This is a genomic window from Nonomuraea sp. NPDC050540 (genome assembly GCF_044457485.1).
Taxonomy (GTDB): Bacteria; Actinomycetota; Actinomycetes; order Streptosporangiales; family Streptosporangiaceae; genus Nonomuraea.
The window spans coordinates 364,733-390,960 of the sequence record NZ_JBITHA010000002.1; the positions used below are offsets into that span (position 1 = coordinate 364,733).

At 69.6% G+C, this 26,228-nt stretch carries 23 protein-coding genes; 10 read left to right on the top strand and 13 right to left on the bottom strand.

What is annotated here, in order from left to right:
• Positions 1 to 14: 14 nt before the first annotated feature.
• Positions 15 to 695 carry a response regulator gene (locus ACIBI5_RS08210; RefSeq protein WP_397244475.1) on the bottom strand — a complete coding sequence of 227 codons (681 nt, stop codon included), beginning with the start codon at positions 693 to 695 and terminating at the stop codon, positions 15 to 17.
• Entirely contained in the window at positions 688 to 2,397 is a 1,710-nt protein-coding gene (locus ACIBI5_RS08215) for an ATP-binding protein (protein ID WP_397244477.1), read from the bottom strand. Before ACIBI5_RS08215 ends, ACIBI5_RS08210 begins: the two co-directional genes overlap by 8 nt.
• Before the next feature lie 109 nt (positions 2,398 to 2,506).
• Between ACIBI5_RS08215 and ACIBI5_RS08220 the strand changes: the two genes are divergently transcribed.
• The gene (locus ACIBI5_RS08220) at positions 2,507 to 3,847 is read left to right on the top strand and encodes a serine hydrolase (RefSeq protein ID WP_397244479.1); all 1,341 of its coding nucleotides are present in this window, start codon (positions 2,507 to 2,509) and stop codon (positions 3,845 to 3,847) included.
• Here ACIBI5_RS08220 and ACIBI5_RS08225 read toward each other — a convergent pair.
• From ACIBI5_RS08225 to ACIBI5_RS08265, 9 genes are read right to left on the bottom strand one after another with little or no spacing between them, the layout of a single operon-like run.
• Positions 3,831 to 5,369, bottom strand: coding sequence for an amylo-alpha-1,6-glucosidase (locus tag ACIBI5_RS08225; RefSeq protein WP_397244481.1), 1,539 nt, complete (start codon positions 5,367 to 5,369; stop codon positions 3,831 to 3,833). The genes ACIBI5_RS08220 and ACIBI5_RS08225 overlap by 17 nt on opposite strands.
• A 2-nt stretch (positions 5,370 to 5,371) precedes the next feature.
• Complete coding sequence (locus tag ACIBI5_RS08230) at positions 5,372 to 6,193, bottom strand: carbohydrate ABC transporter permease (RefSeq protein ID WP_397244483.1); 822 nt, start codon at positions 6,191 to 6,193, stop codon at positions 5,372 to 5,374.
• 10 nt (positions 6,194 to 6,203) lie between these two features.
• Positions 6,204 to 7,133, bottom strand: a complete 930-nt coding sequence (locus ACIBI5_RS08235; RefSeq protein WP_397244486.1) for a carbohydrate ABC transporter permease — start codon at positions 7,131 to 7,133, stop codon at positions 6,204 to 6,206.
• Positions 7,133 to 8,428: an ABC transporter substrate-binding protein gene (locus ACIBI5_RS08240; RefSeq protein WP_397244488.1), complete on the bottom strand. Its 1,296-nt coding sequence runs from the start codon at positions 8,426 to 8,428 to the stop codon at positions 7,133 to 7,135. The genes ACIBI5_RS08235 and ACIBI5_RS08240 overlap by 1 nt, the downstream gene beginning before the upstream one ends.
• Positions 8,429 to 8,447: 19 nt before the next feature.
• Positions 8,448 to 9,188: an SDR family NAD(P)-dependent oxidoreductase gene (locus ACIBI5_RS08245; RefSeq protein ID WP_397244490.1), complete on the bottom strand. Its 741-nt coding sequence runs from the start codon at positions 9,186 to 9,188 to the stop codon at positions 8,448 to 8,450.
• Complete coding sequence (locus ACIBI5_RS08250; protein WP_397244492.1) at positions 9,185 to 10,366, bottom strand: ATP-NAD kinase family protein; 1,182 nt, start codon at positions 10,364 to 10,366, stop codon at positions 9,185 to 9,187. Before ACIBI5_RS08250 ends, ACIBI5_RS08245 begins: the two co-directional genes overlap by 4 nt.
• 3 nt (positions 10,367 to 10,369) lie before the next feature.
• A complete protein-coding gene (gene gcvPB, locus ACIBI5_RS08255; protein ID WP_397244494.1) occupies positions 10,370 to 11,950 on the bottom strand; it encodes an aminomethyl-transferring glycine dehydrogenase subunit GcvPB in 1,581 nt (526 codons plus the stop codon).
• Positions 11,947 to 13,269 (bottom strand): aminomethyl-transferring glycine dehydrogenase subunit GcvPA, encoded by a 1,323-nt coding sequence (gene gcvPA, locus ACIBI5_RS08260; protein ID WP_397244496.1) that lies wholly within the window; start codon positions 13,267 to 13,269, stop codon positions 11,947 to 11,949. The genes gcvPB and gcvPA overlap by 4 nt, the downstream gene beginning before the upstream one ends.
• On the bottom strand, positions 13,266 to 15,200 hold the full coding sequence (locus tag ACIBI5_RS08265; RefSeq protein WP_397244498.1) for a beta-galactosidase: 1,935 nt from the start codon (positions 15,198 to 15,200) through the stop codon (positions 13,266 to 13,268). The genes gcvPA and ACIBI5_RS08265 overlap by 4 nt, the downstream gene beginning before the upstream one ends.
• A gap of 110 nt (positions 15,201 to 15,310) precedes the next feature.
• On the opposite strand from ACIBI5_RS08265, the gene ACIBI5_RS08270 reads away from it, so the two are divergent.
• Together ACIBI5_RS08270 and ACIBI5_RS08275 are read left to right on the top strand one after the other, a co-directional pair.
• Entirely contained in the window at positions 15,311 to 15,955 is a 645-nt protein-coding gene (locus ACIBI5_RS08270; protein ID WP_184960088.1) for a GntR family transcriptional regulator, read from the top strand.
• Between the two features lie 63 nt (positions 15,956 to 16,018).
• On the top strand, positions 16,019 to 16,984 hold the full coding sequence (locus ACIBI5_RS08275; protein WP_397244500.1) for a pirin family protein: 966 nt from the start codon (positions 16,019 to 16,021) through the stop codon (positions 16,982 to 16,984).
• 2 nt (positions 16,985 to 16,986) lie between these two features.
• Here the strand turns inward: ACIBI5_RS08275 and ACIBI5_RS08280 are convergent, their stop codons facing one another.
• Positions 16,987 to 18,222 carry an alkyl sulfatase dimerization domain-containing protein gene (locus ACIBI5_RS08280; protein ID WP_397244502.1) on the bottom strand — a complete coding sequence of 412 codons (1,236 nt, stop codon included), beginning with the start codon at positions 18,220 to 18,222 and terminating at the stop codon, positions 16,987 to 16,989.
• A 165-nt stretch (positions 18,223 to 18,387) separates the two neighbouring features.
• Here ACIBI5_RS08280 and ngcE point away from each other — a divergent pair, with 165 nt between their 5' ends.
• The 7 genes from ngcE to ACIBI5_RS08315 all read left to right on the top strand — a co-directional run bounded on the left by ngcE (position 18,388) and on the right by ACIBI5_RS08315 (position 24,250).
• The gene (gene ngcE, locus ACIBI5_RS08285; protein WP_397244504.1) at positions 18,388 to 19,833 is read left to right on the top strand and encodes an N-acetylglucosamine/diacetylchitobiose ABC transporter substrate-binding protein; all 1,446 of its coding nucleotides are present in this window, start codon (positions 18,388 to 18,390) and stop codon (positions 19,831 to 19,833) included.
• A 76-nt stretch (positions 19,834 to 19,909) separates the two neighbouring features.
• Positions 19,910 to 20,752, top strand: coding sequence for a carbohydrate ABC transporter permease (locus ACIBI5_RS08290; protein ID WP_397244506.1), 843 nt, complete (start codon positions 19,910 to 19,912; stop codon positions 20,750 to 20,752).
• 54 nt (positions 20,753 to 20,806) lie between these two features.
• Positions 20,807 to 21,649, top strand: coding sequence for a carbohydrate ABC transporter permease (locus ACIBI5_RS08295; protein ID WP_184960098.1), 843 nt, complete (start codon positions 20,807 to 20,809; stop codon positions 21,647 to 21,649).
• A gap of 10 nt (positions 21,650 to 21,659) precedes the next feature.
• A complete protein-coding gene (locus ACIBI5_RS08300) occupies positions 21,660 to 21,908 on the top strand; it encodes a 4a-hydroxytetrahydrobiopterin dehydratase (protein WP_397244508.1) in 249 nt (82 codons plus the stop codon).
• A gap of 58 nt (positions 21,909 to 21,966) precedes the next feature.
• On the top strand, positions 21,967 to 22,512 hold the full coding sequence (locus tag ACIBI5_RS08305) for a superoxide dismutase family protein (RefSeq protein ID WP_397244510.1): 546 nt from the start codon (positions 21,967 to 21,969) through the stop codon (positions 22,510 to 22,512).
• A 323-nt stretch (positions 22,513 to 22,835) separates the two neighbouring features.
• Positions 22,836 to 23,930: a low temperature requirement protein A gene (locus ACIBI5_RS08310; protein ID WP_397244512.1), complete on the top strand. Its 1,095-nt coding sequence runs from the start codon at positions 22,836 to 22,838 to the stop codon at positions 23,928 to 23,930.
• Positions 23,927 to 24,250: a nuclear transport factor 2 family protein gene (locus ACIBI5_RS08315; RefSeq protein WP_397244514.1), complete on the top strand. Its 324-nt coding sequence runs from the start codon at positions 23,927 to 23,929 to the stop codon at positions 24,248 to 24,250. Before ACIBI5_RS08310 ends, ACIBI5_RS08315 begins: the two co-directional genes overlap by 4 nt.
• A gap of 666 nt (positions 24,251 to 24,916) precedes the next feature.
• On the opposite strand, the gene ACIBI5_RS08320 is transcribed toward ACIBI5_RS08315, so the two are convergent.
• Positions 24,917 to 26,131 carry an aminotransferase class III-fold pyridoxal phosphate-dependent enzyme gene (locus ACIBI5_RS08320; protein WP_397244516.1) on the bottom strand — a complete coding sequence of 405 codons (1,215 nt, stop codon included), beginning with the start codon at positions 26,129 to 26,131 and terminating at the stop codon, positions 24,917 to 24,919.
• Positions 26,132 to 26,228 lie beyond the last annotated feature (97 nt).

Sequence of the window (26,228 nt, forward strand, 5' to 3'; positions counted from 1 at the left end):
CTTCGGATGAGGTCTCAGCCCTCCAGGTAGGCCAGCACCGCGGCCACCCGCCGGTTGACGTCGCCGGTGTTCTCCAGCCCGAGCTTGGAGAAGATCACGTTGACGTTCTTCTCCACCGACGACAGCGACAGGTGCAGCGCCCGTCCGATCGCCGGGTTGGACCGCCCCCGCGCCATCTCCCGCAGCACCCCGCGCTCCCGCTCGGTCAGCGAGCCGAGCGGCGAGTCGCCCCCGCCGCGCACCTCCCGCCGCGACATCAGCCCCTCGACCACCTTGGGGTCGATCACCGAGCCGCCCTCGGCCACCGCGGTGATCGCGCCGAGCAGCTCGTCGAGGTCGCCGACCCGGTCCTTCAGCAGGTAGGCGAAGCCCTCGGTGCCCTTCTTGAACAGCTCGAAGGCGTACAGCGCGTCGCCGAACTGCGACAGCACCACCACCCCGACCCCGGGATACGCCGACCGGACGGCGTGGGCAGCGTCGATGCCCTCGAACCCGGCCCGCCAGCCCCCGCCCGGCATCCTGATGTCGGTGAGCACCACGTCGGGCGCGAACCTGCGGACCGCGTCGAGCAGCTCGTCGGCGTTGCCCACAGCGGCCACCACCTCCACCCGCCCCGACGTCTCCAGCAGCCGCCTGGCGCCCTCGCGCACCAGGTAGTGGTCGTCGGCCACGACCGTACGCAGCGGCTCAGCCATGTGCCGGCACCCAGGCGCTCACCGTGGTCCCCTTTCCTGTCGTGCTGGTCACCTCCAGGCCCCCGCCGAGCGCGCTCAGCCGGTCGGCCAGGGCGCCCAGGGCGGTCGCGGCCGGCTCGAACCCCCTGCCGTCGTCACGGACCGAGGCCCGCAGCCGGCCGTCGTGGTGCGACAGCCGTACCTCTATCTTCCCAGCGGCGGCGTGCTTGAGCGCGTTGGCCAGCGCCTCGCTGACGGTGAAGTACAGCGCGCCCTCGATCTCGTCGGCGAAGCGGGCCGCGCGCAGCTCCGGATCGGCCAGCACGGTCGTCGGCACCGGCAGGCGGGCGCAGCGCGACTCCACCGCCTCCACCAAGCCGCCCTGCGCCAGCACGGAGGGGTGGATGCCGGCGGCCAGCTCCCGCAGGTCGTCGAGGGTCTGGCGGGCCTGCTCGCGCAGCGGCGGCAGCATCTCGGGGGCGCCGCCGGAGGCGCGGGCCAGCTCCAGCCCGGCGATGAGCGCGACGAGCTGCTGCTGGACGCCGTCGTGGATGTTGCGCTCCAGCCGCCGCCGCTCGGCCTCCTGGGCGTTGACCAGCCGCCCGGCCAGCGCGGCGCTGCGGATGGCCAGCCCGACCGGCACCGCGAACGCGTGCAGCAGCCGCCGGTCCTCCGCGGTGAAGCGCCCCTGGTTCTTCTCCCCCACGGCCAGTTCCCCGAGCCCGCCGGCCACGCGCTCGCGCACGGTCGCCTCGCCCTGTCTGCCGCCGGCGGTGAACCGCGCGCCGCCCGTGAGCGACACCTCCGCCCACCGCACGTCCAATCCCTCCCGTACGGCCCGCGCCAGCCCGGCCAGTTGCTCTCCTGGCTCGGCGTCCTGGAGCTCCGGCGACAGCTCGGACAGCAGTTCGCTCACCGTGGGCCGCATGTCGAAGACGAGCGAGAGCCTGGAGCCCCGGATGCCGAGCCGGATGTCGAGCAGCCGGTGCCGCACCAGCGCGACACCGATCGCCCCCGGCACGGCCGCCAGCACGGCCAGGGTGCCGATGCTCACGATCGCCAGGTGGCCGACGACCACGTAGATCAGCACCACCGCGAACCCGATGACGCCGAGTGCGCTTCCGCAGAGCATCCACAGGTACTGCGGCCGCTCCCGCGCCCCCGCGCGCCGCCACCGCACGACCAGCCCGAAGAGCACGACGATCGCCATGATGTACACGACCAGCTGCGCCATCCCGCTGACCACCGAGGCCACCAGGTCGGCCGGTCCGGTCATGACGGGCGGCCCCTGCTTGAGCGGGTCCAGGGACGACAGGGTCGTCGCCACCGCGTGCAGGACGATCGCCACTCCGGCGATCCAGGCGACCGGCCGCCACCGCCGCGAGGGCAGTCGGCCGTCGGGGAACAGCAACGGCAGGAAGACCCACACCAGCCCGTAGAAGACCGCGAACAAGGCGGCGAACCACTTGCCCGGAACATCCGCGCCGACGTGCCGGGCCAGCGAGCTGCCCAGCGTGCCCACCCCGAGGAAGCATGCGGTGGCCAGCAGCAGCCAGCCGTACGGGATCTCGGGGCGGCGCAGCGTGATCAGCCAGCCGAGCACGGGCGTGAGCAGGCCGATCAGCATGTAGAGCCACTGGCCGGCCCCGGTGCCGTCCATCATCGAGCCGATGATCAGGCTCGCCCCGGACAGCGCCGCCAGGGCGCTCGCGAACGCTCTCATGGGTGTCCATCCTGCTCAGAGGGCATGCGCCACGTCTATGCGGTTGACCGCATACCGGTGTGCGGTCAACCCGGTGGGTACGGCGGGCCCGCGTCGCCAGAGTGGAACCATGATCCCTCAACTGACATCGAAGTCCCTGCTCGCCCTGGCCGTCGCCGCGACGCTGCTGGCCGGATCAGGCGTCGCGACCGCCGCCGGTGCCGCGGCCGGCCCGTCGCCCTCCCCCACGGGCTCGCCCGGCGTGGAGATCCCCGCGACGCCCGCCGGGCAGCAGTTGCGCTGGGTGCTCGACGCCATCGGGCGCGCGCCGGTCCCGGAGAGCGAGATCAAGGAGCACATCGCCGACAGCTACCTCGCCGCGGTGCCGCCGGCAGAGGTCAACACGTTCCTCCGGCAGCTGTCGGGGCTGACGCTGAACGCCGTGGACAGCTCCCGGCCGAAACAGATCGAGGTCACGGCCACTCTGGCGGGCCACAAGTTCACGGTCACGCTGGGAGTCGACGGCACCGGCAAGATCGATCTCCTGGGCGCCGAGCCGATCCTGCCCCTGCCTCCGGAGCCCAAGACCTGGAAGGAGCTGGACGAGCGCCTCGCCAAGGTGGCGCCCCGGCATGCCTACCTGGCGGCGGAGCTCAAGGGGAGCCGGATCCGCCCGATCCACGCGATCGGCCAGAACACCGACCGGCCGATCGGCTCGATGTTCAAGCTCTACATTCTCGGCACGCTCGCCAAGCAGATCCGCCAGGGCAGGCTGTCCTGGAACACTCAGCTCACGATCACGCCGGAGCTGAAGAGCCTGCCCAGCGGCGAGTTGCAGGACCGTCCCGACGGCAGCAAGGTCAGCGTCCTCGAGGCGGCCACGCTGATGATCTCCATCAGCGACAACACCGGCACGGACATGCTCCTGCACAAGGTGGGCAAGAAGGCCGTCGAGAAGACCATGCGAGCCTGGGGCGCCCGGGACAAGAGAAACTTCCCGGTCCTCAGCACCCGGGAGATGTTCACGCTCAAGGGCGCCGACTATCCCAAGCACACCAAGGCCTACCTCGCGCTCGGCACTGCGGCGAAGCGCGCCTACCTGCGTGACACGATCGGCAAGCTGCCGCTCACCTCGATCACGCCGTGGCTGAAGCCGCCGCGCGAGCTCGACACCATCGAATGGTTCGCCTCCCCCACCGACATCGCCCGCGCCCACGCCGAGCTGCGAAGGTTCACCGACCCGAACGTCGGCCGGGTGATGTCGGTCAACCCCGGCAGCCTGGCGGAGGGCACCTGGTACAAGGGCGGCTCGGAGGTGGGCCTTCTGGCCCTCGGCCATTCCTACCGGGCGGCGAACGGGAAGGTCTACGTCATCACCACGCTGGCGGCCGACCCGTCCGCGCCGTTCCCGGCCACCGCGACGCCCGAGTTGGTGTCTCTGACACGGGGCGCGGTCAAGCTGGCGAAGTGATCGCCAGATCCAGGAAGAGGGCGGCCGACCAGCCGAAGCCGCTGGTCGCCCGCTTCGCCTTCCTGCCCGTCTCCGGGTTCCAGTACTCGTAGAGGCCGCCGCCGTCGCGGACCATGGCCAGCGTCCTGGCCACCAGGGCGTCGGCGGCCTCGCCGTACCCGGAACGGCGCAGCCCGTCGGCGAGCAGGTAGTTGACGTTCAGCCAGACCGGTCCGCGCCACATGGCGTCGGGGTCGTGGCGGGGGTCGTCGAAGGCCACGGTGGGCACCGGACGCTCGCCCCAGAAGGAGGGCGAGCGGAGGTCGGCCACCAGGCGGTCGGCGACCTCCTTCGGCAGCCGGCCGGTGAACAGCGGCATCAGGTCCAGCGGGGTTCTGACCTCGGCCTCAACCTCGCCGACCAGGGTGCGGAAGCGAGCGCCCGTCCAGCGCCGCCCGACCATGAGATCGGTGAGCGCCTGGGCCCTGGCCCGCCAGTCCGCGGCCTCGGGTCGGCCGAGCTCGGCCGCGATGTCGGCCAGCCGGTCGTACTGCAGGGCCAGGTAGGAGTTGAGGTCCGGGGGCTCGGCGCGGGGGCCGTGATCCCAGATCGGGCTGTCGTCCAGGCCGGAGGAGTACGGGTGCAGGTACTCGGCCAGGCCGTCGCCGTCCGGGTCGGAGCGCTCGAACCACCACTCCTGCGAGCGGACCAGCTTCGGGTAGACCTCTTCCAGGAAGCCGCGGTCGGGGGCGGCCTCGTGGATCTTCCAGACGGCCCACGCGGTCAGCGGGGGCTTGGTGACCGGCACGACCTCCCTGATCGGCTCGCCGCCGACGTGCTCGGCCAGGCGGGCCAGGTCGGAGCGGGGCAGGTCGGTGGTCTCGGCCAGCGATCCGTGGTCGTGCACGACGTCGGGGATCAGCCCGTCCTCGCGCTGGTTGTCCAGCAGGATGCGGATCTGCTCGCGGGCCAGCTCCGGGTCGGCGTGCCGCAGGGCGATGGCGTGGAAGTAGGAGTCCCAGTTCCACAGGCCGACGTAGCCGTACTTGGAGGGGACGAGCGACTCGCGGCCCCTGATGTCGATCAGGTTGACCGCGAGCGTCCACCAGGCCATCTGGGCGCGCTCGCGCAGGTCCGCGCGGACGGCGGGCAGCTTGGCGAACCACGCCGCCCACCTGGCGGCCGCCTTCTCCAGGACGTCCTCGTGGACGCCCTCGCCGACGAGGGTGAACGTTCCTTCCACGGCGGCCTCGCCCTGGTCCCAGACCGCGCGGGCGCCGGCGCCGACCAGGACGAGGGCCTCCGGGCCGGCGAAGGCCAGGCTCACGCCGTCCTCGAAGTCGATCCGGTCGGGCAGCGCCTGCCGTACCCGCAGCTCGTGGTCGCCGCGGAAGAGCCGCAGGCCCGTCAGGACGGTCGTCTCGCCGAGGCGGGTCTCGTACTGGGCGCGGGCGATCCAGAGGGAACCGTCGGCGGCGGCCATCACCAGCAGGCGGGAACCGCGGTCGGTGAAGGGGCGCTCGCGCAGGTCGAGGGTGAACAAGGTCAGCGTCCTCCGAGGCCGGAAGCGGCCATCGAGTTGATGATCTTCCGCTGGCCGATCAGGAAGGCGATCAGCGTGGGCACGACCGCGATCGAGGAGGCGGCCAGGATGAGGCCGTAGTCGATCGCGCCGAACTGCTTGGCGTAGGTGGCCAGGAGCAGCGGCACCGTGAACAGCTCAGGCGTGTTGAGGAAGATCAGCGGGAAGAAGTAGGAGTTCCAGGCGGCGAGGAAGGCGATGATGCCCATGGCGCCGAGGCCCGGCTTGATGTTGGGCAGGACCACGCGCCAGAAGATCGTCCAGCGGCCGGCGCCGTCGATCCTGGCCGCCTCCTCCAGCTCCATCGGCACCGCCCGGATGAACTGGCGCAGCAGGAAGACGGCGAACGGGTTGACGATCGTGGGCACGATCAGCGCCAGGTGCGAGTCGACCCAGCCGACCTTGGCCAGCATGAGGTACAGCGCCGTGATCGTCACCTGCGGCGGCACCATCTGGGTGGCCAGGAAGAGCACGAACAGCGCGCCCGAGCCCCTGAACTTGATCCGCGCGAAGGCGTAGGCGGCCATCGCCGAGGTCAGCAGCGTGAGCGCGACGTTGACGACGGCGATGTAAAAGCTGTTCCAGTACGCGGGAAGGATCGTGCTCTCGCCGAGCACGTCGCCGTAGTTCTGCGGCTGCCACGGGCTGGGCAGCCAGTCGGTCGGGTTGTTGAGCATCTGGTGCGTGCCCTTGAAGGATGTCAGCAGCATCCAGACGAAGGGGAACAGCATCAGGAGCCCGCCGACGGTCAGCGAGACGTGCAGGGCGACCTGCCTGGTTCGCATGGCGGATCCCTTAGGAGTCGTAGTGGACGAAGCGCTTCTGCGCCATGAACTGGACCAGGGTGACGATCAGCGTCAGCACCAGCAGCAGGACGCCCGCGGCGCTGCTCATGCCGAACTCGAACTTCTTGAAGCCGAGGTCGAAGAGGTGGTACACGATCGTCTGCGCGCCCTCGTTGTCCTTCGGGTCGACCAGCACGTAGATCAGGTCGAACGCCTGCAGGGAGCTGATGACGGCGACCACGGTGGAGAAGAAGATCGTCGGTGACAGCAGCGGCAGCGTGACCCGGCGGAACGTCTGGAAGGCCGTCGCGCCGTCGATCCTGGACGCCTCGAAGATCGCCGGCGGGATCGTCTGCAGCCCGGCCATGAAGATGACCACGTTGAGCCCGAGCGAGGACCAGATGGTCACGGCCGCGATCGAGACGATCACCCAGGCGGGGCTGCCCAGCCAGTCGGGGCCCGTGATGCCGAACAGGTTCTGCAGCGTGGTGTTCAGCACGCCGTTCTCGTCGTTGGCCAGGATGACCTGCCAGATCAGCGCGACCGCGACCGAGCTGGTGACGACGGGCATGAAGTACAGCACGCGGTAGACGTTGCTGCCCTTGAGGTTGTTGAGCCCCACCGCGACCAGCACGGCCAGGGTCAGGCCCACGGGCACGGTGATCAGCGCGATCGCCACCGTGTTCCAGACGGCCCTGCCGAAGTCCGGGCTGCTCAGCTGGGCGGCGAAGTTGTCGAAGCCGACCCACTCCGTGGCGCCGAGACCGTCCCACTTCATGAACGCCAGGACCACGGCGAACAGCAGCGGCACGATGAGGAACAACACCAGGCCCAGGACCTGCGGCGCGAGGAAGAAGGCGGCCCACAGGCCGTCCCGGTTCCGGACCTTCTTGGAGGAGGTCCGGGCCGGGGCGGCCGTGGGGCGGGTGAGCGTCGCCACTAGCCGAGCTTGCCTTCGACGAGCTTCTGCAGCTCGGTCATGCCCTGCTCGACGGGGACCTTGCCCTGCCAGACCTTCAGCAGATGGTCGTTGATGTCCTTGGTCAGGCCCGGCACGGCGACTTCCTCCGGGTAGTTGGCGAAGCCGTTGTCACGCACGTCGATCAGGGTCTGCGCGTGCTCGGGGTAGCCGTCCAGGACGACCGACTCCGCGCCCTTGATCGACGGCACGGCGCCGCCGCCCTTCATGCGGGTGATCTGGCCTTCCTTGCTGACGAAGTTCGTGAAGAACTGGAAGGCCTCCTTCGCGTGCGGAGTGTCCTTGTTGATCGCCAGGTAGGAGGCGGCCACGGCGCCCGACATCGGCTTCCCGTCCGGGGAGGGGAAGGGGACGATGTCGTAGTTGGACTTGTCGCCGCCCTTCTTGAGGATGTCGATCACCCAGCGGCCACCGGCGTAGAAGCCGGCCTTGTGCTTGAGGAACTGCGTGTTGCCGCCGTTGCTGGCCGGGAGCAGGTCGATCGAGACGAACGTCTTGTCCTGGTAGCCCTTGGCCAGCGTCTGCAGCGCCTCACGGGACTTGGGGTCGGTCGTCGCGGTGAACTTGCCGCCGTCCCACGCCTTGCCGCCGAAGCCGTGGATCATGCTGTACGTGGAGCCGTACCAGTTCCAGAACAGGGAACCGGACTTGCCCGCCTTGACCAGCTTCTGGCCCATCTCCAGGTACTTGGGCATCGTCCACTGGCCGGCGGCGTACAGCTCGGCCGGGTTCTCGGTGATGCCGGCGTCCTTGAGCGCCTGCTTGTCGAACCAGAGGACCTCGGGGTTGACGTCGTTCGGGACGCCGTAGATCTGGCCGTCCTTCTTGGCGCCGCCGTACACGCCGTCGAAGAAGTCCTCGGGCTTGCTCTTGGAGTCGGCGCCGGCGAGCTTGTCGTTGAGCGGGGTCAGGACACCGGCCTGGACGAACTTGCCGATGTTGTCGTCGCCCACGAAGAACACGTCGGGCGCGGTCTTGCTGGTCAGCTGGGTGAGGAGCTTGGGGTGGTAGTCGTCGTACTTGGCCACCGGCTCAAGCTTGAGCTTGATGTTGGGGTTCTTGCTCTCGAACTCCTTGACCAGGGGCTCGTAGAGCTTCATGTCCTCCGCCGACCCCCAGGCCGACCAGCGAATGGTCACCGGGCCGCCGGCGGCGTCCTTGCCGCCGGAGCCGGCGACGCCCGGTGCGCCGCCGCCGCCACTGCACGCAGTGGCAGCGATCGCGAGGATGCCGATGACGGCCGCCGCACGCTTCATGTCTTACTCCTGAGGGGTGTTACGCGAGCCCGCCGCCGTCGACGACGAGCGCTGATCCGGTGATGTAGCTGGCGGCGTCACTCGCCAGGAAGAGCACGGCCTGAGCGATCTCCTCGGGGGTGCCCGAGCGACCCATCGGCCGGTCGGCGGCGTCCTTCTCGAACGCCGCCCAGTCCTCGTTGAGCTGCTTGGCCTCGTCGCGCAGCATCGGGGTGTTGGTGTCGCCGGGATTGACGGAGTTGACGCGGATCCCGGCCTTGGCGTGGTCGATCGCCAGCGCCCTGGTCATGTTGACCACGGCCGCCTTGGAGGCGCAGTAGGAGATCGCGTTGCCGCCGCCCTTGAGGCCCCAGCCCGAACCGGTGTTGACGATCGAGCCGCCTTCGGTCATGGCCGGGATGGCGTACTTGCTCATGAGGAACACCGAGCGCACGTTGACCGCCATGACCCGGTCCCACTCCTCGACGTCGAGGTCGAGTGCGGTGGTGCGGCGGATGATGCCGGCGTTGTTGAACAGCACGTGCAGGCCGCCGTAGGTCTCGACCGCCGTGCGGACGATCAGCTCGCAGTCCTCCGGCCGCGACACGTCGGCCGGTACGGCGGTGCCGCCGATCTCCTCGGCCACGGCCCGCGCGCCCGCGGCGTCGACGTCGGCGACGACGACCTTCGCGCCCTCCTTGGCGAACAGGATCGCGGTCGCGCGGCCGATGCCCGAGGCACCGCCGGTGACGACCGCTACCTTGCCGTCGAGCGTGCTCATATCTGGAACTCCTCACTTGCCGGACAGATCCGGTAGATCGTGCTTTCGCGGTAACCGGTGATCACCCGGACGTGCCCGCTGAGCTTGCTGTCTGTCTCGTCGTCGCCGGTGTCGGCCAGCAGCGGCCGGCCGTTGAGCGCGGCCAGCTTCTGCTGGGTGGCCAGCACGAACAGCTCCCCTCCGCCGTCCCTGACCGCGTCGAGCACCCGGGGCGAGACCTGCTGGTTGCCGCGGCCGAGCACGAAGCCCTGCCCGCCGATCACCGACAGGACCAGCGCCGACCGCTCGCCGCTCACCAGCTCGAACAACTCGGGCTCCGAGACGTCCGCACCGACCACGACACCACCGACGCCGCCGAATCCCGAGCCGCCACGCTCGACCACGTCCACGCCCAGCAGGGTCGTGGCCAGCCCCAGCTCCCTGCCCACGGCCAGCGTGGTCGCGCCGGGGCCCAGGACGTAGCGGATGCCGGGGCGCATCGTGGCCACGACCTCGCGGGCGATGCCCTCGACGGTCCCCTCGGCCGTCGCGGACGAGCCCGCCTTCCTGCCCGACAGCGCCGCACGGGCCGCGGGGACCCTGAGCGAGCCGTACAGGCGTGGACTGACCGCGCCGCGGCGGTAGAGCTCCTCGTCGAGATCCACCACCTCGGCCTCGGCCGTCGTGCCGTCGAAGTCGGCGGCCACGAACCCGGCCGTGGCCGGGCTGAGGGCGAAGCAGCCCGAGTAGACCTTGACACCCGCCGGGATCCCGAGGACCGGAGGGGCCGCTTCACCCAGCTCCCGGACGGCGTCCAGGACGTCGCGCGCGGTGCCGTCGCCGCCGGCGAACAGCAGCAGGTCGACATCGGCCAGCGCGGCCACCGCCGCCCTGGTGTCCGCCGCCGTCGTCAGCCCCACCCCGCCGGCGATCCGGCCGGGCTCCGGGTTGTGGGGGGCCGGTGGCCGTACCAGCTCGTGGGCGCCTTCGACGCCCATCGGGCCGGGGACCGTGGCGATCCGGACGCCGGGACGGCGGGCGAGCAGCGTGCGGACGGCCTGCGCCGCCCGCTCCCCCGCCCGCGGCCGCGCGCCCCTGGCCAGGGCCTCGCGCTGGACGTCCGGCCCGTCGCTGCCCTTGAGCCCGGCCGAGCCGCCGAGCCCGGCCACCGGATTGACCACCAACCCCACGGTGAACATGGCTCAGTCCCGGCCCTGCAGGTGCTTGCGGACGTAGGCGCGCCAGGTGGGCGCCCACTGCTTGGGGTCGTCCAGCGACGTCATGTCGATCTTGTGGATCGTCTGGTTGTACGGCGCGCCCTTGACGAACTCCGGATCCCGGCGCGCCTCATCGGCGACGTGGGCCAGGATCGCGGCGTACTCGTCGAGGTCCTCCTTGGCGTAGGACTCGGTCGGCTCCAGCGTGAAGGGCTCGGGCACCAGGTAGGGGTGGTGCGAGGTCCAGTAGTGGACGCCGAAGTCGGCGGCGCGCACGCCGATCTCCTCCGAGTGCACGCCGGTCTCCTCCGACAACTGCTGCCAGGAGTAGCGGGCCTGCTCGACGTGGCGACTGTTCCATGGGACGGAGGCGCCGGGAATCTGGAGGATCTTGTGCATGAGGTAGTTGTTGTTGAGCACCGCGGTCTCGGCGACCTGACGGAGCCCTTCCGCGCCCAGCGACATGATCCATGCGTAGGCCCGGACGACGTTCGGGGTGACGCCGAGGAACGGGCGGATCTTGCCAACGGACTTTTCCGGATATTTCAGCACAAAACGCTCAGTGCCGTCGAATTCAGTAGTGTCGGATTCAACCCGGTCGACGGTCGGCTCGGGCAGGAACGGCTCCAGCGCGGACGAGACGCCACAGGCGCCCGCCGCCGGTCCGCCGCAGGCGTGCGGGGTGGAGAACGTCTTGTGCAGGTTGAAGTGGCACAGGTCGAAACCGACGTCACGCGCCCGGGTGATGCCCAGGATGCCGTTGGCGTTGGCCTGGTCGTAGCAGGCCAGGCCGCCCACCGAGTGGACCAGGTCCACGAACTCCTTGATCCGCGGGTTGAAGACGCCCGTGTCCTCGGGGTTGGTGATCATCAGCGCGGCGGTGCGCGGGCCGATGGCCGCCTTCAGCGCCTCGATGTCCGGCAGGCCCTCGGCGTCCGGCATCAGCGTGATGACCTCGTACCCGGCGGTCTTGGCGCAGGCCGCGTTGGACGGGTGCGAGAACATCGTGGTGATGACCTGGTCGCGGCCCTCACCGCCGTTGGCGGCGTGGTAGGCGCGGATCATCGCGATGTTGGCGTAGATCGCCGCCGACCCCGAGCCCGGCTGCAGCGAGACCCGGGACATCCCCGAGATCTCCGCCAGCATCCGCTCCATGCGCCAGTAGATCTCCAGCACGCCCTGCACGGTGTCCTCGTGCTGGTGCGGGTGGAGCGGCCCGGTCGCCTTGGCGAACAGGTCGTTGACCTTGGGGCTGTACTTCATCGTGCAGGTGCCCTGGCCGACGTCGATGTTGAGGTCGAAGCCCAGGTTCTCCTGCGACAGCCGCAGATAGTGCCGCAGCACGTGCAGCTGCGACATCTCGGGCAGCTTCGGCGCGTGCTCCCGACGCACCGACGCGGGCAGCTCCACCGCGGGCCCCTCAGCCTTGGGCACGGCGATGCCGCGCCGTCCAGGGTGCGAGAGCTCGAAGATGATCGGCTCGTCCCACCGGGCCTGGTGGAAGCGGCGCAGCGGCGGCTTCGGCGCCACCGGCAGCTCGGCGAACGACTCTCCGTGACCGCTCATGCGCCCAGAACCTCCTTGACGGCCGCTGCGAGCCGGTCGATGTCGTCGGTGGAGTGGCACTCGGTCACGCACACGAGCACCGTGCGGTCGTCGAGGGCGACGCCGCCGAAGATCCCCTTGTCCCGCAGCCCGTCCAGGAGCGCGCCGGACGAGGGCACCTCGATCGCGAACTCGCGGAAGTGCACGGCGTCCTTGTGGCGCACGGTGACGTGCCGGCCCAGGGCGTCCATGGCGTAGCGGGTGCGCGACAGGATCGTCTCCCCGAGCTCCTTCATGCCCTCCGGGCCCATGAGCGCCAGATAGACACCGGCCGTGATGCCCCACAGGGCGGCGGCCGTACCCACCCATTCCTTGCCCTCTTCGCGGTGGGCGAAGGAGGTGCGGTCGTAGTAGACGTCGCCGAAGCCGTACTCGCCGGGGACCTTCGTCGGCGCGATGCCGAACAGGCGCGAGGGGAACTCCGCGACCAGCGGCTCGTGGTCCTGGGTGGCGATGTAGCCGGCGTGGCCGCCGCCGAAGCCCGGGTGCATGCCGAGCGGCTGGATGTCGCCGCAGGCGATGTCGGCGCCGTAGGCGGCCGGGGGCGCGAGGACGCCGAGGGAGATCGGGTCGGCGCTGACGACCAGCAGCGCGCCGTTGGCGTGCGCCAGGTCGGCCAGTTCCTTGCCCCGGGTCTCGACCACGCCGTAGACGTTGGGGGTCTCCAGGTAGATCGCGCCGAAGGTGTCGTCGATCGCGACCTCGCCGATCTCGCCGTTGGCGGCGACCGGCGCGAAGACCATCTCGATGTCGTGGCCGAGGAAGTCACGCAGCTTGCTCAGCTTGTCGGCGGCGATGGCGCCGCTGAGCAGGACCTTGGGCCGGCCGGTGTAGCGGCAGGCCATGCGGATGGCGGTGCCGGACGCCTGGTAGCCGTCGTAGGTGGGGACGTTGACCACGTCCATCTCGAGCAGCTCGCCCATCATGCTCACGTACTCGAACAGGGCCTGGAAACGCCCGTGGTCCTCGTACGGCTCGCCGGCGTAGGCGGTGAGGAACTCGCTGCGGGAGTTGACCTCGTCGCAGACGGCCGGGACGTAGTGCGCGTAGCTGCCGTGCCCGAGGAAGCTCAGCCCGGCCACGTTCTTGGCGAACAGGCCCTCCATGTGGCGCACCAGGTCCTGCTCGGCCACCAGCGGCGCGGGCAGGTCGAGGGGACGGTTCAGGCGGAGCTCGGCCGGGATGTCGGCATAGAACTCCTCGACGCTCCGCGCGCCGACGGCGGCCAGCATCTCGGCCCTGACACCCGGCTCGGTGTTCGGGATATAGGGGTGTGTCAACGGATCTCCTTCAACACGATGGCGTCTCGGGGGGCGAGCTCGATCTCGCCGTGGAGGTTGGTCTGGGTGAGCAGGTCCTCGCCGCGGTGCGGGAGCGTGACCCGCCGGGTCTCGGCGGTGTGGTTGAGCAGGAAGAGGTACGCGCCCCTCCGCACGGCCTCCACCCCCTCGGGAACCTCGACGCCGCGGACGCCCGCGCGGGCGAGCACGTCGTCGAGGATCGGCGTCACGTCGTCGAGCAGGCAGCTCAGGTAGGTGGCCCGGCCCTTGCGGGTGATCGCGGGCCGCCCGTCGAGGTCGCCGCCCTGGTAGCGGGCGAGCACCTCGGCGTCGATCGGCCGCAGCCACTCCGCCCACGTGTGCGCGCTGCCGCCCTCCACGGGCTGGCGGACGCCGTCGGGCAGCGGCCACCACTCGTCCACGGCCACGCCGAGCAGCTCGCGCAGCGGTCCCGGCGCGCCGCCGTCGTGCACCTGGTCGTTGGCGTCGACTACGCCGCTGAACGGCCCCACGACCAGCTCTCCCCGGTACGCCGCGAGCTCGTCACCGGCGAGGTAGAGGTTGGGCGCGATCACCAGCTTGTAGCCGGACAGGTCCCGGCCGGGCGGCGTGAGGTCCACGGCGATGCCGCGCGCGTGCAGCGGCGCGTACCAGGCCAGCAGGAGGTCCTTGAGCTTGAGCCGGTTGGACGGCATCGACTCGGGCGCCTCCAGGCCCCACCAGCTGTCCCAGTCGAGGACCAGGGCTACCTCGGCGTCGCTGTGGGAGCCGGCGACCTCGCCGAGCCTGCGCAGGTCCGCGCCCAGGCGCAGGGTGTCCTGCCAGCCCCGGGTGTCGGTGCCGCCGTGCGGGAGCATCGCGGAGTGGAACTTCTCCGGGCCGTACTTGGCCTGGCGCCACTGGAAGAACATGACGCCGTCGGAGCCGTGGGCCAGCGCCTGCAGGCTGTGCAGGCGCATCATGCCGGGCGGCTTGGGCGCGTTGACCTCGCGCCACGACACGGCGCTCGGGGCCGACTCCAGCAGCAGCCACGGCTGCCGCTTCAGCGAGCGCATGAGGTCGTAGCTGAGGGCCACGGCCACGTGCGAGCGCGGGTCGGCGGGGTCGGGGTAGGCGTCGTCGCTGACGAGGTCCTCGGCGGCGGCCCACTTCCAGTAGTCCAGGCCGTGCAGGATGCTCATGAAGTTCGTGGTGACCTTGACCTCGGGGGTCACCCGGCGCAGCACGGCCTTCTCGGCCTCGAAGAGCTCCAGCAGGGCGTCGCTGCAGAAGCGGCGCCAGTCGAGGAGCTGTGCGGGGTTGACCGGGCCGGGGGCGGTGCGGGGCGGCTCGACCTGGGCCAGGTCGGTGTAGTGCTGGCCCCAGCAGGACGTGCCCCAGGCGGCGTTGAGGCCGTCGGCGTCCTTGTAGCGCTCGGCGAGCCAGCGGCGGAAGTGCCGGGCCGACTCCTCGCAGAAGCATTCGAGTGTGTGGTCGGCGTACTCGTTGCCGATGTGCCACATGGCCAGGGCCGGGTGGTCCTTGTAGCGCTCGGCCATCGCCTCGGCCAGCCGTACGACGTGGTCCTTGAAGACCGGGGAGCTGGGGCAGTAGCCCTGCCGGGAGCCGAACTCCAGACGCACGCCGTCGGCGCTCACCGGCATCACCGAGGGGTGCTCGCGCACCAGCCACGGCGGCGGGGTGGCGGTCGCGGTGGCCAGGTCGGCGGCGATCCCGTGCTCGTGCAGGAGGTCGAGGACGCGGTCGAGCCAGCCGAAGTCGTACTCGCCCCGCCTCGGCTCCAGCCGCGACCACGAGAACACGGCGACGGTGGCCATGTTCACGCCGGCCTCGGCCATCAGACGCATGTCCTCGGCCCAGACCTCCTCGGGCCACTGCTCGGGGTTGTAGTCCCCTCCGAACAGCAACCCCGGCACCCGGGTCAGCCCCACGCTTACTCCTCTTGTGCTGTGTACTATTTTGTACACAGAATTCATAGTGCAGTATTTTGCATCACGTCAAGCGCTACGCTGATCAGGGAAGATCACACCGAAGGAGTGCCATGCCGATCGAGCGGCGACCACTGCGCGAGCAGATCAGGGACGAGCTCTTGAGAAGGCTCGATCGCGGCGACTTTTCCGCGGGCACGGACATCAACGAGGCGGCGCTGGCGGGCGAGCTCGGCGTCAGCCGTACTCCCCTGCGTGAGGCGCTCATCACACTCGCGGGCGAGGGCGTGCTGGAGAGCTCCCAAGGCAGGGGCTTCCGGTTCGCACCGGTGAGCAAGAGGGAGTTCAGGGAGCTGTGCGAGATCGTCGCCGCCCTGGAGTCACTGGCGCTGGAGACCTCCGACCCCGGCTACCTGCGCAAGATCGCTCCCGAGCTGCTACGGCTGGCGCGCGACTTCCCCGACCCGGTCGCCGAGCAGCAGATCATAGAACGGCACGACGACGAGTGGCACGACCTGCTGCTGAGCGGCTGCCAGAACGAACGGCTGCTGGACCTGATCACCAGCGTCAAGGCCGGCATGCGGCGCTACGCCCACCTGATCGCCGGCGACGACGCCCCCCTGGAGCGCGAGGCGGCCGAGCACTGCGAGGTGGCCGAACTGCTCATGGCCGGGCACCTCGACAAGGCGACCGAGGCGCTGCGCGACAACTGGGTGAACGGGATGGAACGCATGATGTCCCGCATCCCCTCCGCTTAGACCCGGAATAGTTGAAAGATAAACTGGGTTAGGCCCTGCAGACACCGCAGGAAGGAGCCCGACATGCCCGCCGTAACCGTCGAGAACCCGCTCACCCTCCCGCGCATCCCGGCCCACACCGGTCCGCAGCGCAAGGTGCTGGCGGTCGAGACCGCGCCCACCGGCTTCGAGGGCGAGGGCTTCCCCGTCCACAAGGCCCTGGCCGCCATCAAGCCGCAGTACCTCGACCCGTTCGTCATGATGGACCAGATGGGCGAGGTCGACTACGCCGCCGGCGAGCCCAAGGGCACCCCGTGGCACCCGCACCGCGGCTTCGAGACCGTCACGTACATGATCGACGGAGTCATGGACCACCTCGACTCCAACGGCGGCGGCGGCACGATCACCAACGGCGACACCCAGTGGATGACGGCCGGCGCCGGCATCCTGCACAAGGAGGCGCCGCCGGAGTGGCTCGTCCAGAAGGGCGGCCTCTTCCACGGCATCCAGCTCTGGGTCAACCTCCCCGGGTCCAAGAAGATGATCGCCCCCCGCTACCAGGACATCGGCAGGTCCAGCGTCGTCCTGCTCAGCAGCGACGACGGCGGCGCGCTGGTGCGCCTGATCGCCGGCGACCTGGGCGGGCACGCCGGGCCCGGCTCCACCCAGACGCCCATCACGCTGCTGCACGCCTCGCTCAGCCCCGGCGCGCGCCTGACGCTGCCGTGGCGCAAGGACTTCAACGCCCTCGCGTACGCGCTGTCAGGGAACGGCAGCGCCGGGACGGAGAAGACGGCGTTCGGCAGCGGGCAACTGGCGGTGTTCGACGGGTTCGGCAACCGGCCCGGAATGGCCACCTCGGGTGAGGCGATCACGCTCACCGCGGCGCCGCGTTCGGCGCTTGAGGTGATCGTCCTGGGCGGCGAGCCCATCGGGGAGCCGGTGGCGCACTACGGGCCGTTCGTCATGAACACGCGGGCCGAGCTGGTTCAGGCCTTCGAGGACTACCAGGCGGGCAAGCTGGGCGTCATCCCGGCCGAACACGCCTGACCTCATCCGGCCCGCTTCTCCGATTCCGCGGCCGCCCACGCGAAGACGCTTCTGGCCATCAGCGACTGTTCGCCCGCCGCCCTGGCGGCGAAGACCTCGGCGCGGACCCGGTGCACGCCCGGGTCGCCGGGGGCGGCCAGTGCGGCCATCTCGGCCAAGTGGCCGGCCAGGCGCTCGTCACCCTCGCCCAGGGCCTTCAGCGCGGCGTCGGCCAGCACCGAGGCGCCGCCGGCCAGCCCGGCGACCGCCGCGGCCACGGTGGCGTCCGGGGCGGGCTTCAGGGTGGCGGGGTTGCCGTCGTACCAGCCGCCGTACAGCCGCCAGAGGTTCCTGACCACGAACTCGGGCTCGTCGTAGCGGGCACGCAGGTACGGCCGGTCGGACAGGTGCGCCGGCGGGCGTACCGTGTGCATGATCTCGTCCAGGCGGGCGCCGGCGTTGAGGAGGCCGAGCGCCTGGGTGACCAGGGACTCCAGCCATTCCGCCGTCTCCAGGAGCGCCGTGCGGACGCGGTCGCGGCCGAAGACGGGCGCGCCGTGGCTCGGGAGCATGATCTCGGCGTCCAGGGCCGCCATGCGGCGCAGGGCGTGGACCCACTCGCGCGGGTAGCGCTGGACCTTCTGCGGATTGCCGCAGTTCGGGGTGACCCAGATGAACAGGTCGCCGGGCAGCAGGAGCTTGTGTTCCGGGACGTAGCAGACGCTCGCGTCGTCGGTCTCACCCTTTGCGTGGAAAAGGTCGAAGGTGAGGCTGCCGCGCCGTACCGTCAGAGAGTCGTCGAAGGTGACGTCGGGGTGACGGTAGTCCATGGGCCAGCGCAGGTTCGGGGCCTGGAACTGGCGCTGGTTGATGATCGCGTTGTAGCCGTTCGTCAGCACGTAGCGGTGGAAACGGGCTACAACTGCTTTGTGGGCGTAGATCGTCGCGCGGGGTCCGGACTCCTCGAAGGGCGCGGTGCCGAAGACGTGGTCGATGTGGCCGTGAGAGTAGAAAGCCGTGGTCAGCGGGGCCTTCGACCAGGCGCGTACGTCGGTGTGGAGCTGGGCAGCCGAGAAGGGGCTGCTGGTGTCGAAGAGGACCAGTTCGCCCTCGGTCTCGAAGGTGATCACGTTTCCGAAGCCCGGCCACCACCCGAGCCCGTCCGCGATCGGCTGGACGCCCTTGCCGTCCATGCCCGTGTCCACGATGCTGTCGTCCGACTCGCCGTTCCAGATTCGGTCCGCGTACTCCTCAATCATGGGCATCACCTTGTTCTAGAACACGATTCTAGGCAAGGGGTCACGGAAGCGCCTCACAAGGTCACGGGTCGATTGCGCCCTCTTGACGGGAGTCACCGGACATTCGTACGTTCGGCAAAACGTTTAGGAAACTTTCCTAATTGATCCCCTTCAGGAGAGATCCGTATGTCCCACCCGGGAGAGATCACACGGCGCCAGCTGCTGCGCCGGATCGGCCTGACCGCGTTCGTCGCCGGCCCCGGGGTGGGCCTGCTCTCAGCCTGCGCCACCGGCGGCACGGCGGCTCCGTCCGCCTCCGCCCCCGCACCCGCCTCCAGCGCCGGCTCCGACCCGAAGAACCCCTTCGGCGTCGACGCCAAGAAGGGCCTCGAGGTCGTCATCTTCACCGGCGGCTTCAAGGACGACTACGCCAAGCTCGTCCACGAGGCGATGTACACCAAGTCCTTCGCCGGCGTCTCCATCAAGCACACCGGCACCCAGAACGTCGGCACCATGCTGCGCCCGCGCTTCCTGGCCGGCGACGCGCCCGACGTCGTCAACAACTCCGGCCCCGAGGCCATGGACGTGGCCGCGCTCGCCGCCGAGGGCCACGTCGCCGACCTGGGCCCGCTCTGGGACGCCCCGGCGCTCGACGACCCGGGCAAGAAGGTCCGTGACACCGTCACCCCGGCCGCGCTCGAGGAGGGCAAGCTCAACGGCAAGGACATGACGCTCAACTACGTCGTGTCCCACCGCGGGCTCTGGTACAACAGCAAGCTCTTCGAGAAGGAGGGCTGGACGCTCCCGCAGACCCTCGACGAGTTCAAGGCGCTGGGCGACAAGGCCAAGGCCAAGGGCATCCACCTGTTCGCCTACCCGGGCCAGAAGGGCCCGTACTACATGCTGTGGAACATGCTCTACCAGGCCGCGAAGATCGGCGGCAACCAGGCCATCATCGACATCGACAACCTGGTGGACAACGCCTGGAAGTCGGAGGCGTTCAAGGCGTCCGTGACCGCCTGGCACGAGATCTTCACGAAGTACAGCGACAAGTCCTACCTCGGCCTGGACCACACCCAGACCCAGATCAAGCACCTGCAGGACAAGTTCCTGTTCTACCCGACCGGCTCCTGGCTGGAAGGTGAGATGGCCAAGGACAAGCCCGACACCTTCGAGTACGCCCTCGCGCCGTTCCCCACCGTCACCGCCAACGACACGATGCCCTACGGCGCCATCCAGGTCGGCACCGGCGAGGTCTTCTTCGCCACCGCGAAGGGCAAGAACCCGCAGGGCGCGCTGGAGTACCTGCGCATCATGCTCTCCAAGGAGGGCGCGAAGGGCTTCGTCCAGCAGACCAAGAGCCTCACCATCGTGAACGGCTCCGCCGAGGGCGTCGACCTGCCCCCGGGCCTGGCCTCGGCCAACAAGGTGCAGACCGCCGCCGGTCAGAGCCTCATCACCTCCGCGCGCTTCGAGGGCTGGTACAAGGAGCTGTTCGACTACGCCTGGGCGCAGCAGAACATCCTCATGGGCGGCCGGATGACCGTCGACGAGTTCCTGGACAAGGTCCAGAAGAAGGCCGACGACATCAAGGCCGACTCCTCCGTCGCCAAGCAGACCAGGAACGCGTAACTCGATGGAGCGGCTTCGCAAGTACGGTTTCGTCCTGGGATTTCTCGCCGTCCCGGTGACGCTTTACGTAGTCTTCGTGATCAGTCCGTACATCCAGGCTTTTCAGCTCTCGCTGACGAGCTGGAACGGCTACCAGGCGAACCCCGCCTTCGTCGGGTTTGAGAACTTCACCAGACTCTTCAACGACGAGGTCTTCTGGAACGCCCTGCGGACCCACGGGATCGTCCTGCTTGTGATGCCGCTCGTCGTGCTCGCCCTCGCGCTGGTCTTCGCCTTCCTGCTCAATCTGGGCGGCGGCTCGCGCGGGGCCGGCATGCGGGGCGTGTGGGGCTCGACCTTCTACAAGGTCGTGTTCTTCGCGCCCCAGGTTCTGGCCGTCGCCATCGTCGGCGTGCTCTGGAAGGCGATCTACCGCCCCGACGAGAGCGGCGTGATCAACGGCGCCGTCATGAAACTGGGCGGCGAGCCGATCGGCTGGATGAGCGACCCGAACCTGGCCCTCTGGTCGCTCATCGCGGTCATGGTCTGGCAGGCGGTCGGCTTCTACGTGGTGCTGTTCTCCGCGGGCATGTCGGCCATCCCGAAGGACTACTTCGAGGCCGCCGCGCTCGACGGGGCCGGCCGGTTCACCCTCTTCTTCCGCATCACGCTGCCGCTGCTGCGTGACACGATCCAGGTCGGCTGGGTCTACCTGGGCATCGCCGCCTTCGACTGCTTCGCCCTGGTCCAGGTGCTCACCCTGGACGCCGGCGGCCCCGACGGCGCCACCACCGTGCTCCCCGTGGAGATCTTCAAGACCGCCTTCTCCTACAGCAAGGTCGGGTACGCCTCCGCGATGGGCGTGGCGCTGTTCTTCCTGACGGTCACCTTCGCGGTGCTGACCCTGCGCGTCACCCGGCGCGAGAAGATCGAGATGTGATGGATCCGAAGCGACACGCATCCATCCGTCATCGCTCCGCAAGAGGACTCTGACATGCGAAACAAGCCGAAGCCCAGCGCCCTGAGCGGCCTGTCGCACGTCGCGCTCGCCGTCTGGGCGCTGCTGATCATCCTGCCGCTCCTGTGGACGTTCCTGGCCGCGTTCAAGGACAACACCGAGATCTTCGGCGACGCGCTCCAGTTCCCCGGCGCGGCCCGCTGGGACAACTGGGCCCGTGCCTGGGAGAAGGCCCACGTCGGGCAGTACATGATCAACACGGTGATCGTCGTGTTCTTCAGCACGCTCGGCACGATGTTGTTCGGCTCGATGGCCGCGTACGTGCTGGCCCGCTACAAGTTCGTCGGCAGCAAGCTCATCTACCTGCTGTTCGTCTCCGGCATGGCGTTCCCGGTGTTCCTGGCGATCACCCCGCTGTTCTTCGTGGTGAAGCAGGTCGGGCTGCTCAACTCCTATCTCGGCCTGATCATCGTCTACATCGCCTACTCGCTGCCCTTCACCGTGTTCTTCCTGGCCGCCTTCTTCCGTACGCTGCCCGAGGCGGTAGCGGAAGCGGCGAAGATCGACGGGGCCTCGCACACCCGCACGTTCTTCCAGGTCATGCTGCCGATGGCCAAGCCCGGCCTGATCAGCATCACCATCTTCAACGTGCTGGGCCAGTGGAACCAGTACCTGCTGCCGCTCGCGCTCGTGCCGGCCGACCGTTCGAAATGGGTCATCACGCAGGGCATCGCCGACATCTCCACCATCGCCGGCTATGAGGCCGACTGGCCTGCCCTGTTCGCCGCCATGAACCTGGCGATCATCCCGGTGCTGATCGTCTACATCATCTTCCAGCGCCAGATCCAGTCCGGGCTCGGCGCGGGAGCCTTGAAGTAACGTTGCCCTCATGAGTGAGTGGACCCGCGAAGGTGAGGAACTCCGGCGCACGATCACCGCGCCGGACTTCCCCACGGCCATCCGCATCGTCGACGAGATCGCGGTCAAGGCCGAGGAGATGAACCACCATCCCGACATCGACATCCGGTGGCGTACCCTCCACCTGGTCCTGACCACGCACGACGCGGGCGGCCTGACCGACCTCGACCACCGGCTGGCGGCCATCATCGACGACATCGCGGCAAAACACGGAGCGTAGGCGCCCGATCACTCGCTAGAGTTGGCGGGCCCACAGCCCGTCACTCCGGGGAGAGAGCATGCGCCGGCCCGCCATCCTTCTGTCGTTGTTCGTGCCGCTGCTGGCCGCGGGCTGCACGCAGTCCGCCACCCCCGCGGCGGCCCCGTCACCCGCCGCCGCCGTGACGCTCAAGGGCGCCGGCCGCTTCACCGACGCCAACACCGCGGCCATCGCCTACGACCGCGCGCTCGCCCCCGCCGGGTCACAGGCCAGCCTGACCGCCGAGTCGATCGGCGGCAGGACAACGTCGTCGCTGGTCGTGGAGGGGCTGCTGCCCAAGCGTGCGTACGGCGCGCACCTGCACACCAACCCGTGCGGCGCCAAGCCCGACGACGCCGGGCCCCACTTCCAGCACCACGGGAAGAGCGCCAGTGCGGCGAACGAGGTGTGGCTCGACCTCACCACGGACGCCGAGGGCACGGGGCGCGCGACAGCCCGCAACGACTGGGCCCTGGAGCCGGGCCATCTCCCCCGCGCCCTGGTCATCCACGCCCAGACGACCACCAGCACGGGACCGTCAGCGGGCACCGCAGGCCCCCGAGTAGCCTGCCTCACCCTCAACTAGCCTCACCCCTCCCCCGGCCCCGCCCCTCCCCGGGAGGCGGCGCCGCTCATTCAGCTGTGAGCGCCGCGCCACCCGCTCTCCCTCGCAACGCCGCTTCACGTCGCCACCACGTCCGCATCGCTGCGTGCCCCGCCCTCGCCGCGCGCTTCGCTTCGCCTCGCCCCGCTCACCCGCGCGCGCCGCCCGTTTCGCGCCGCCGCTCCCTTCGCGCTCGGCCTTTCGCGCACGCCCGCTGAAGCGCCCCACTCCCGTGCCCAGGTCTGGGCGGACTTGTCGGCTATGGCCCTAGGATGCTTACACAATTACGTCGAAGGGCTTGAAGAATGTCTGAACGCCGGTGGCAGCCGCCCCGCTTAAGGCTTTTCGAGGGTGACCACAGGCGCGCCACCTGGCTGGAACTCCTGTACGACCTCGTGTTCGTCGTGGCCGTCGCGGAGCTCGCCGACGTACTGGCCCACGGAAACGGCCTGGCCTTCGTCGGCCTGTTCGTCCCGCTCTGGTGGGCCTGGGCGGGCTATGTCTTCTACGCCAACCGCTTCGACACCGACGATGTCAGCCACCGCCTGCTCATGCTGCCGCAGATCCTCGCGATCGCCCTCATGGCGGCCAGCGTCGGCGACATCGGCAACCGGTCGGCGTTGTTCGCCGTGTCGTACGTCGTCGTACGCCTGCTGCTCATCGTCGCCTACATCAGGGCGCGCAAGCACGTCCCCGAGGCCCGCGCGCTCACCACCCGCTACATCCAGGGCTTCGCGATCGCGGCGGCGATCTGGCTGCTGTCGCTGGCGTTCGAGCCGCCGATCCGGTACGTCCTGTGGGGCGTCGCCGTGGCCATCGACCTGGCGACGCCGTTCCTCGCGCGACGCCATCAAGGCTCACTGCCGCCGCAGACGGAACACCTCCCCGAGCGGTTCGGACTGTTCGTCGTGATCGTCCTGGGCGAGGTCGTGGCGGCGGTCGTGTTCGGCCTCAAGAGCCACGCCGTGACGCCGGGCAGCGTCCTGATCGCGCTGAGCGGGATCGCGGTGGCGATGGCCTTCTGGTGGCTGTACTTCGGGCACCTCGACGAGTCCGTCGTCCTGCGCACGCGGCTGGCCGGGCAGGTATGGGTGTATTCGCACCTGCCGCTCGCGCTCGGGCTGGCCGCGTTCGGCATCGGGGTGGAGCACGCCCTGGCCGATCCGGGATCGTCCGGCTGGTCGGTGGGCATCCCCGCCGCGCTCGTACTGGCGGCACTCGGCCTGCAACACCTCTGCTCCGGCGACCGCCGTTCCTCCACCGTCCGCGCCGCGAGCGCCGGGCTGATCCTCGTGTTCTCGTGGCTCCCGGTGACCGCTGTGCTCCTGTTCGTCCTGCTCCTCGGCGCCGGTCAGGTCGCGTACCTGCTGGCCCGCCCCGTCACCGGAGACGCACAATGATCGAAGACCTCTTCACCCGCCAGCTGACGGCCATCGCCGACGGCGACCTGGAGGCCATCCTCGCCCAGTACCACGAGGACGCCATGATCGTCCGCCTGGACCACGTGGCAACGGGCCCCGAGGAGATCCGCGCCTTCTTCACCGCCTACCTGGCGCTCAAGCCCCAGGTGGCGGAGATCAAAGCCCTCCAGGCCGTGAACGACACCATCTTCTACAACGCCGTCATGACGGTGAACAACAACCAGGTCAGCGCCTACGGCACCCTGATCATCCGAGACGGCCGGATCTGGCGCCAAACCGCCGCCGCCATCCCCCTGTAGCCCACCCTCCTCACCCGACCGCGCCGCACCGCCTCAGGCGCGGCGCCCTTCATCCGGTACGCCGTCCAACCCGGCCTCCACCACAACCCACGCCCTACCCCGGCCAGTTCGCGCGCCTACACCCTCACGGCCACATCACGCTGCTCCACCCCCAGCCGCATCGCACGCACGCCCCTACCTCGGCCGCCTCGCGCCGCCCTACACCCTCACGGCCACATCACGCTGCTCCACCCCCAGCCGCATCGCACGCACGCCCCTACCTCGGCCACATCGCACCGCCCTACACCCTCACGGCCACATCACGCTGCTCCACCCCCAGCCGCATCGCACGCACGCCCCTACCTCGGCCACATCGCACCGCCCAACTCCTACGGCCACCTCGCGCCGCCCCACTCCCTCGACGGAACCAGCCCTCTCTGCGCGGTCAACACCCGCACACCCGCACACCCGCACACCCGCACACCCGCACACCCGCGCACCCGCACACCCGCACACCCGCACACCCGCACACCCGCACACCCGCACACCCGCACACCGAGGCATTGCACTGCCTGGCAGCACGGATCGCCCAGGGACCGCTCCATCACGGGCCTCCCTGGGCGCGGGTCCCGATGCCCTGAGGCGGCCCCCGCGCGAGGGGAGGCGTCGCCTGGTCGTTCGCCGGTGTCAGCCGAGGTGAGCGCGGGTTTCGGCGAAGGCGGCGTCGGTGCCTTCCAGGGCGCGGGCCACGTCGGCCTCCGTGTGGGCGGCGGACATGAACCAGTTGTGCCACGGATGGATGTACACCCCATGCCGCAAGCACGCCGAACTCCAATGCATGGCCACCGACAGATCGGCGTCACCCTCGAAGCTCAACCAGGGAATCGTCACCGGCCCCGTCTGCTTCACCGTGAACCCGTGGGACTTGGCCTGCGCGTACAGGCCTTCACGCAGTTGGGTGCCGGCCTTCTCCATGGCGGCGATGCCGTTCGTGTCGCGCAGGGTCTCGATCGTGGCCTTGGCGGCGGCCATGGCCACGGCGGAGAACCAGAAGGAGCCGGTCGAGTACAGGGTCTGCGCCGGCCCGCGCAGTGCGTCCGTGCCGGTGACCGCGGCGATCGGATAGCCGTTGGCCATCGCCTTGGACCAGGCGGTCAGGTCGGGCCGCACGCCGTACGGCTCCCAAGACCCGCGCAGATCGATCCGGAACCCCGCCCGAACGTCGTCGATCACCAGCGCGGCCCCGAGCCGATCGGCCAGCGCCCGCGCACCCCGCGCGAACGCCGGCTCCACGAGCTCCTGATCCTCGAACGAGTCGTGCTTGAACGGCGTCACGATGATCGCCGCCACATCCCCCTCAACCGTGGCCGCGGCCTCCTCCAGGCCGGCCAGCGAGTTGTAGGCGAACTCCACGAGATCGGCCCGCTCATTGGGCGTGGTCCCGGCCGGCGACGGCGTACACCAGGGATCGGCCCCGTGGTAGGCGCCATGGGCCATCAGCACCTTGTTCCGCCCCGTGGCCGCCCTGGCCACCATCAACGCCTGGGTAGTGGCATCGGTGCCGTTCTTGGAGAACATCGCCCAATCAGCGCTGGGCACGGTGTCGACCAGCAACTCCGCCAGCTCGACCATGACCGCGCCCGGCCCGTTGAGACAGTCCCCCTTGGCCAGCTGAGCGGCCGCCGCCTCCTCCACCTCGGGATGCCGATGCCCAAGCACCACCGGCCCCCAACTGCACATGAAGTCGATGTACTCCCGCCCGTCCACATCCCACTGCCGACACCCATCCCCGCGCTCAAAGAACTGCGGGTAGCCCGGCGCGAAGATGGCAGCGTTGAGATGCCCATACATCCCGCCCGGCACAACCTTGTTAGCGCGCTGACGAAGTTCGCTATCTGTCATCTCAATTCCTTCCGGCGTCGCCCCCCAGGAGTCACCCCTCCAAGCCACACGTCCCGGGTACCGCACGATCTGGGTACCGCACGTCTCGGGTCTCGCG

Bases quoted from the DNA above. Each gene is read 5' to 3' on its own strand.
- ACIBI5_RS08305 (WP_397244510.1), top strand. From the start codon at position 21,967: ATGCGCCGGCCCGCCATCCTTCTGTCGTTGTTCGTGCCGCTGCTGGCC.
- ACIBI5_RS08230 (WP_397244483.1), bottom strand. From the start codon at position 6,193: ATGCGAACCAGGCAGGTCGCCCTGCACGTCTCGCTGACCGTCGGCGGG.
- ACIBI5_RS08280 (WP_397244502.1), bottom strand. From the start codon at position 18,222: ATGATTGAGGAGTACGCGGACCGAATCTGGAACGGCGAGTCGGACGAC.
- ngcE (WP_397244504.1), top strand. From the start codon at position 18,388: ATGTCCCACCCGGGAGAGATCACACGGCGCCAGCTGCTGCGCCGGATC.
- ACIBI5_RS08310 (WP_397244512.1), top strand. From the start codon at position 22,836: ATGTCTGAACGCCGGTGGCAGCCGCCCCGCTTAAGGCTTTTCGAGGGT.
- ACIBI5_RS08300 (WP_397244508.1), top strand. From the start codon at position 21,660: ATGAGTGAGTGGACCCGCGAAGGTGAGGAACTCCGGCGCACGATCACC.
- gcvPB (WP_397244494.1), bottom strand. From the start codon at position 11,950: ATGAGCGGTCACGGAGAGTCGTTCGCCGAGCTGCCGGTGGCGCCGAAG.
- ACIBI5_RS08275 (WP_397244500.1), top strand. From the start codon at position 16,019: ATGCCCGCCGTAACCGTCGAGAACCCGCTCACCCTCCCGCGCATCCCG.
- ACIBI5_RS08295 (WP_184960098.1), top strand. From the start codon at position 20,807: ATGCGAAACAAGCCGAAGCCCAGCGCCCTGAGCGGCCTGTCGCACGTC.
- ACIBI5_RS08215 (WP_397244477.1), bottom strand. From the start codon at position 2,397: ATGAGAGCGTTCGCGAGCGCCCTGGCGGCGCTGTCCGGGGCGAGCCTG.
- ACIBI5_RS08220 (WP_397244479.1), top strand. From the start codon at position 2,507: ATGATCCCTCAACTGACATCGAAGTCCCTGCTCGCCCTGGCCGTCGCC.
- ACIBI5_RS08320 (WP_397244516.1), bottom strand. From the start codon at position 26,131: ATGACAGATAGCGAACTTCGTCAGCGCGCTAACAAGGTTGTGCCGGGC.
- ACIBI5_RS08210 (WP_397244475.1), bottom strand. From the start codon at position 695: ATGGCTGAGCCGCTGCGTACGGTCGTGGCCGACGACCACTACCTGGTG.
- ACIBI5_RS08250 (WP_397244492.1), bottom strand. From the start codon at position 10,366: ATGTTCACCGTGGGGTTGGTGGTCAATCCGGTGGCCGGGCTCGGCGGC.
- ACIBI5_RS08270 (WP_184960088.1), top strand. From the start codon at position 15,311: ATGCCGATCGAGCGGCGACCACTGCGCGAGCAGATCAGGGACGAGCTC.
- ACIBI5_RS08245 (WP_397244490.1), bottom strand. From the start codon at position 9,188: ATGAGCACGCTCGACGGCAAGGTAGCGGTCGTCACCGGCGGTGCCTCG.
- ACIBI5_RS08315 (WP_397244514.1), top strand. From the start codon at position 23,927: ATGATCGAAGACCTCTTCACCCGCCAGCTGACGGCCATCGCCGACGGC.
- ACIBI5_RS08240 (WP_397244488.1), bottom strand. From the start codon at position 8,428: ATGAAGCGTGCGGCGGCCGTCATCGGCATCCTCGCGATCGCTGCCACT.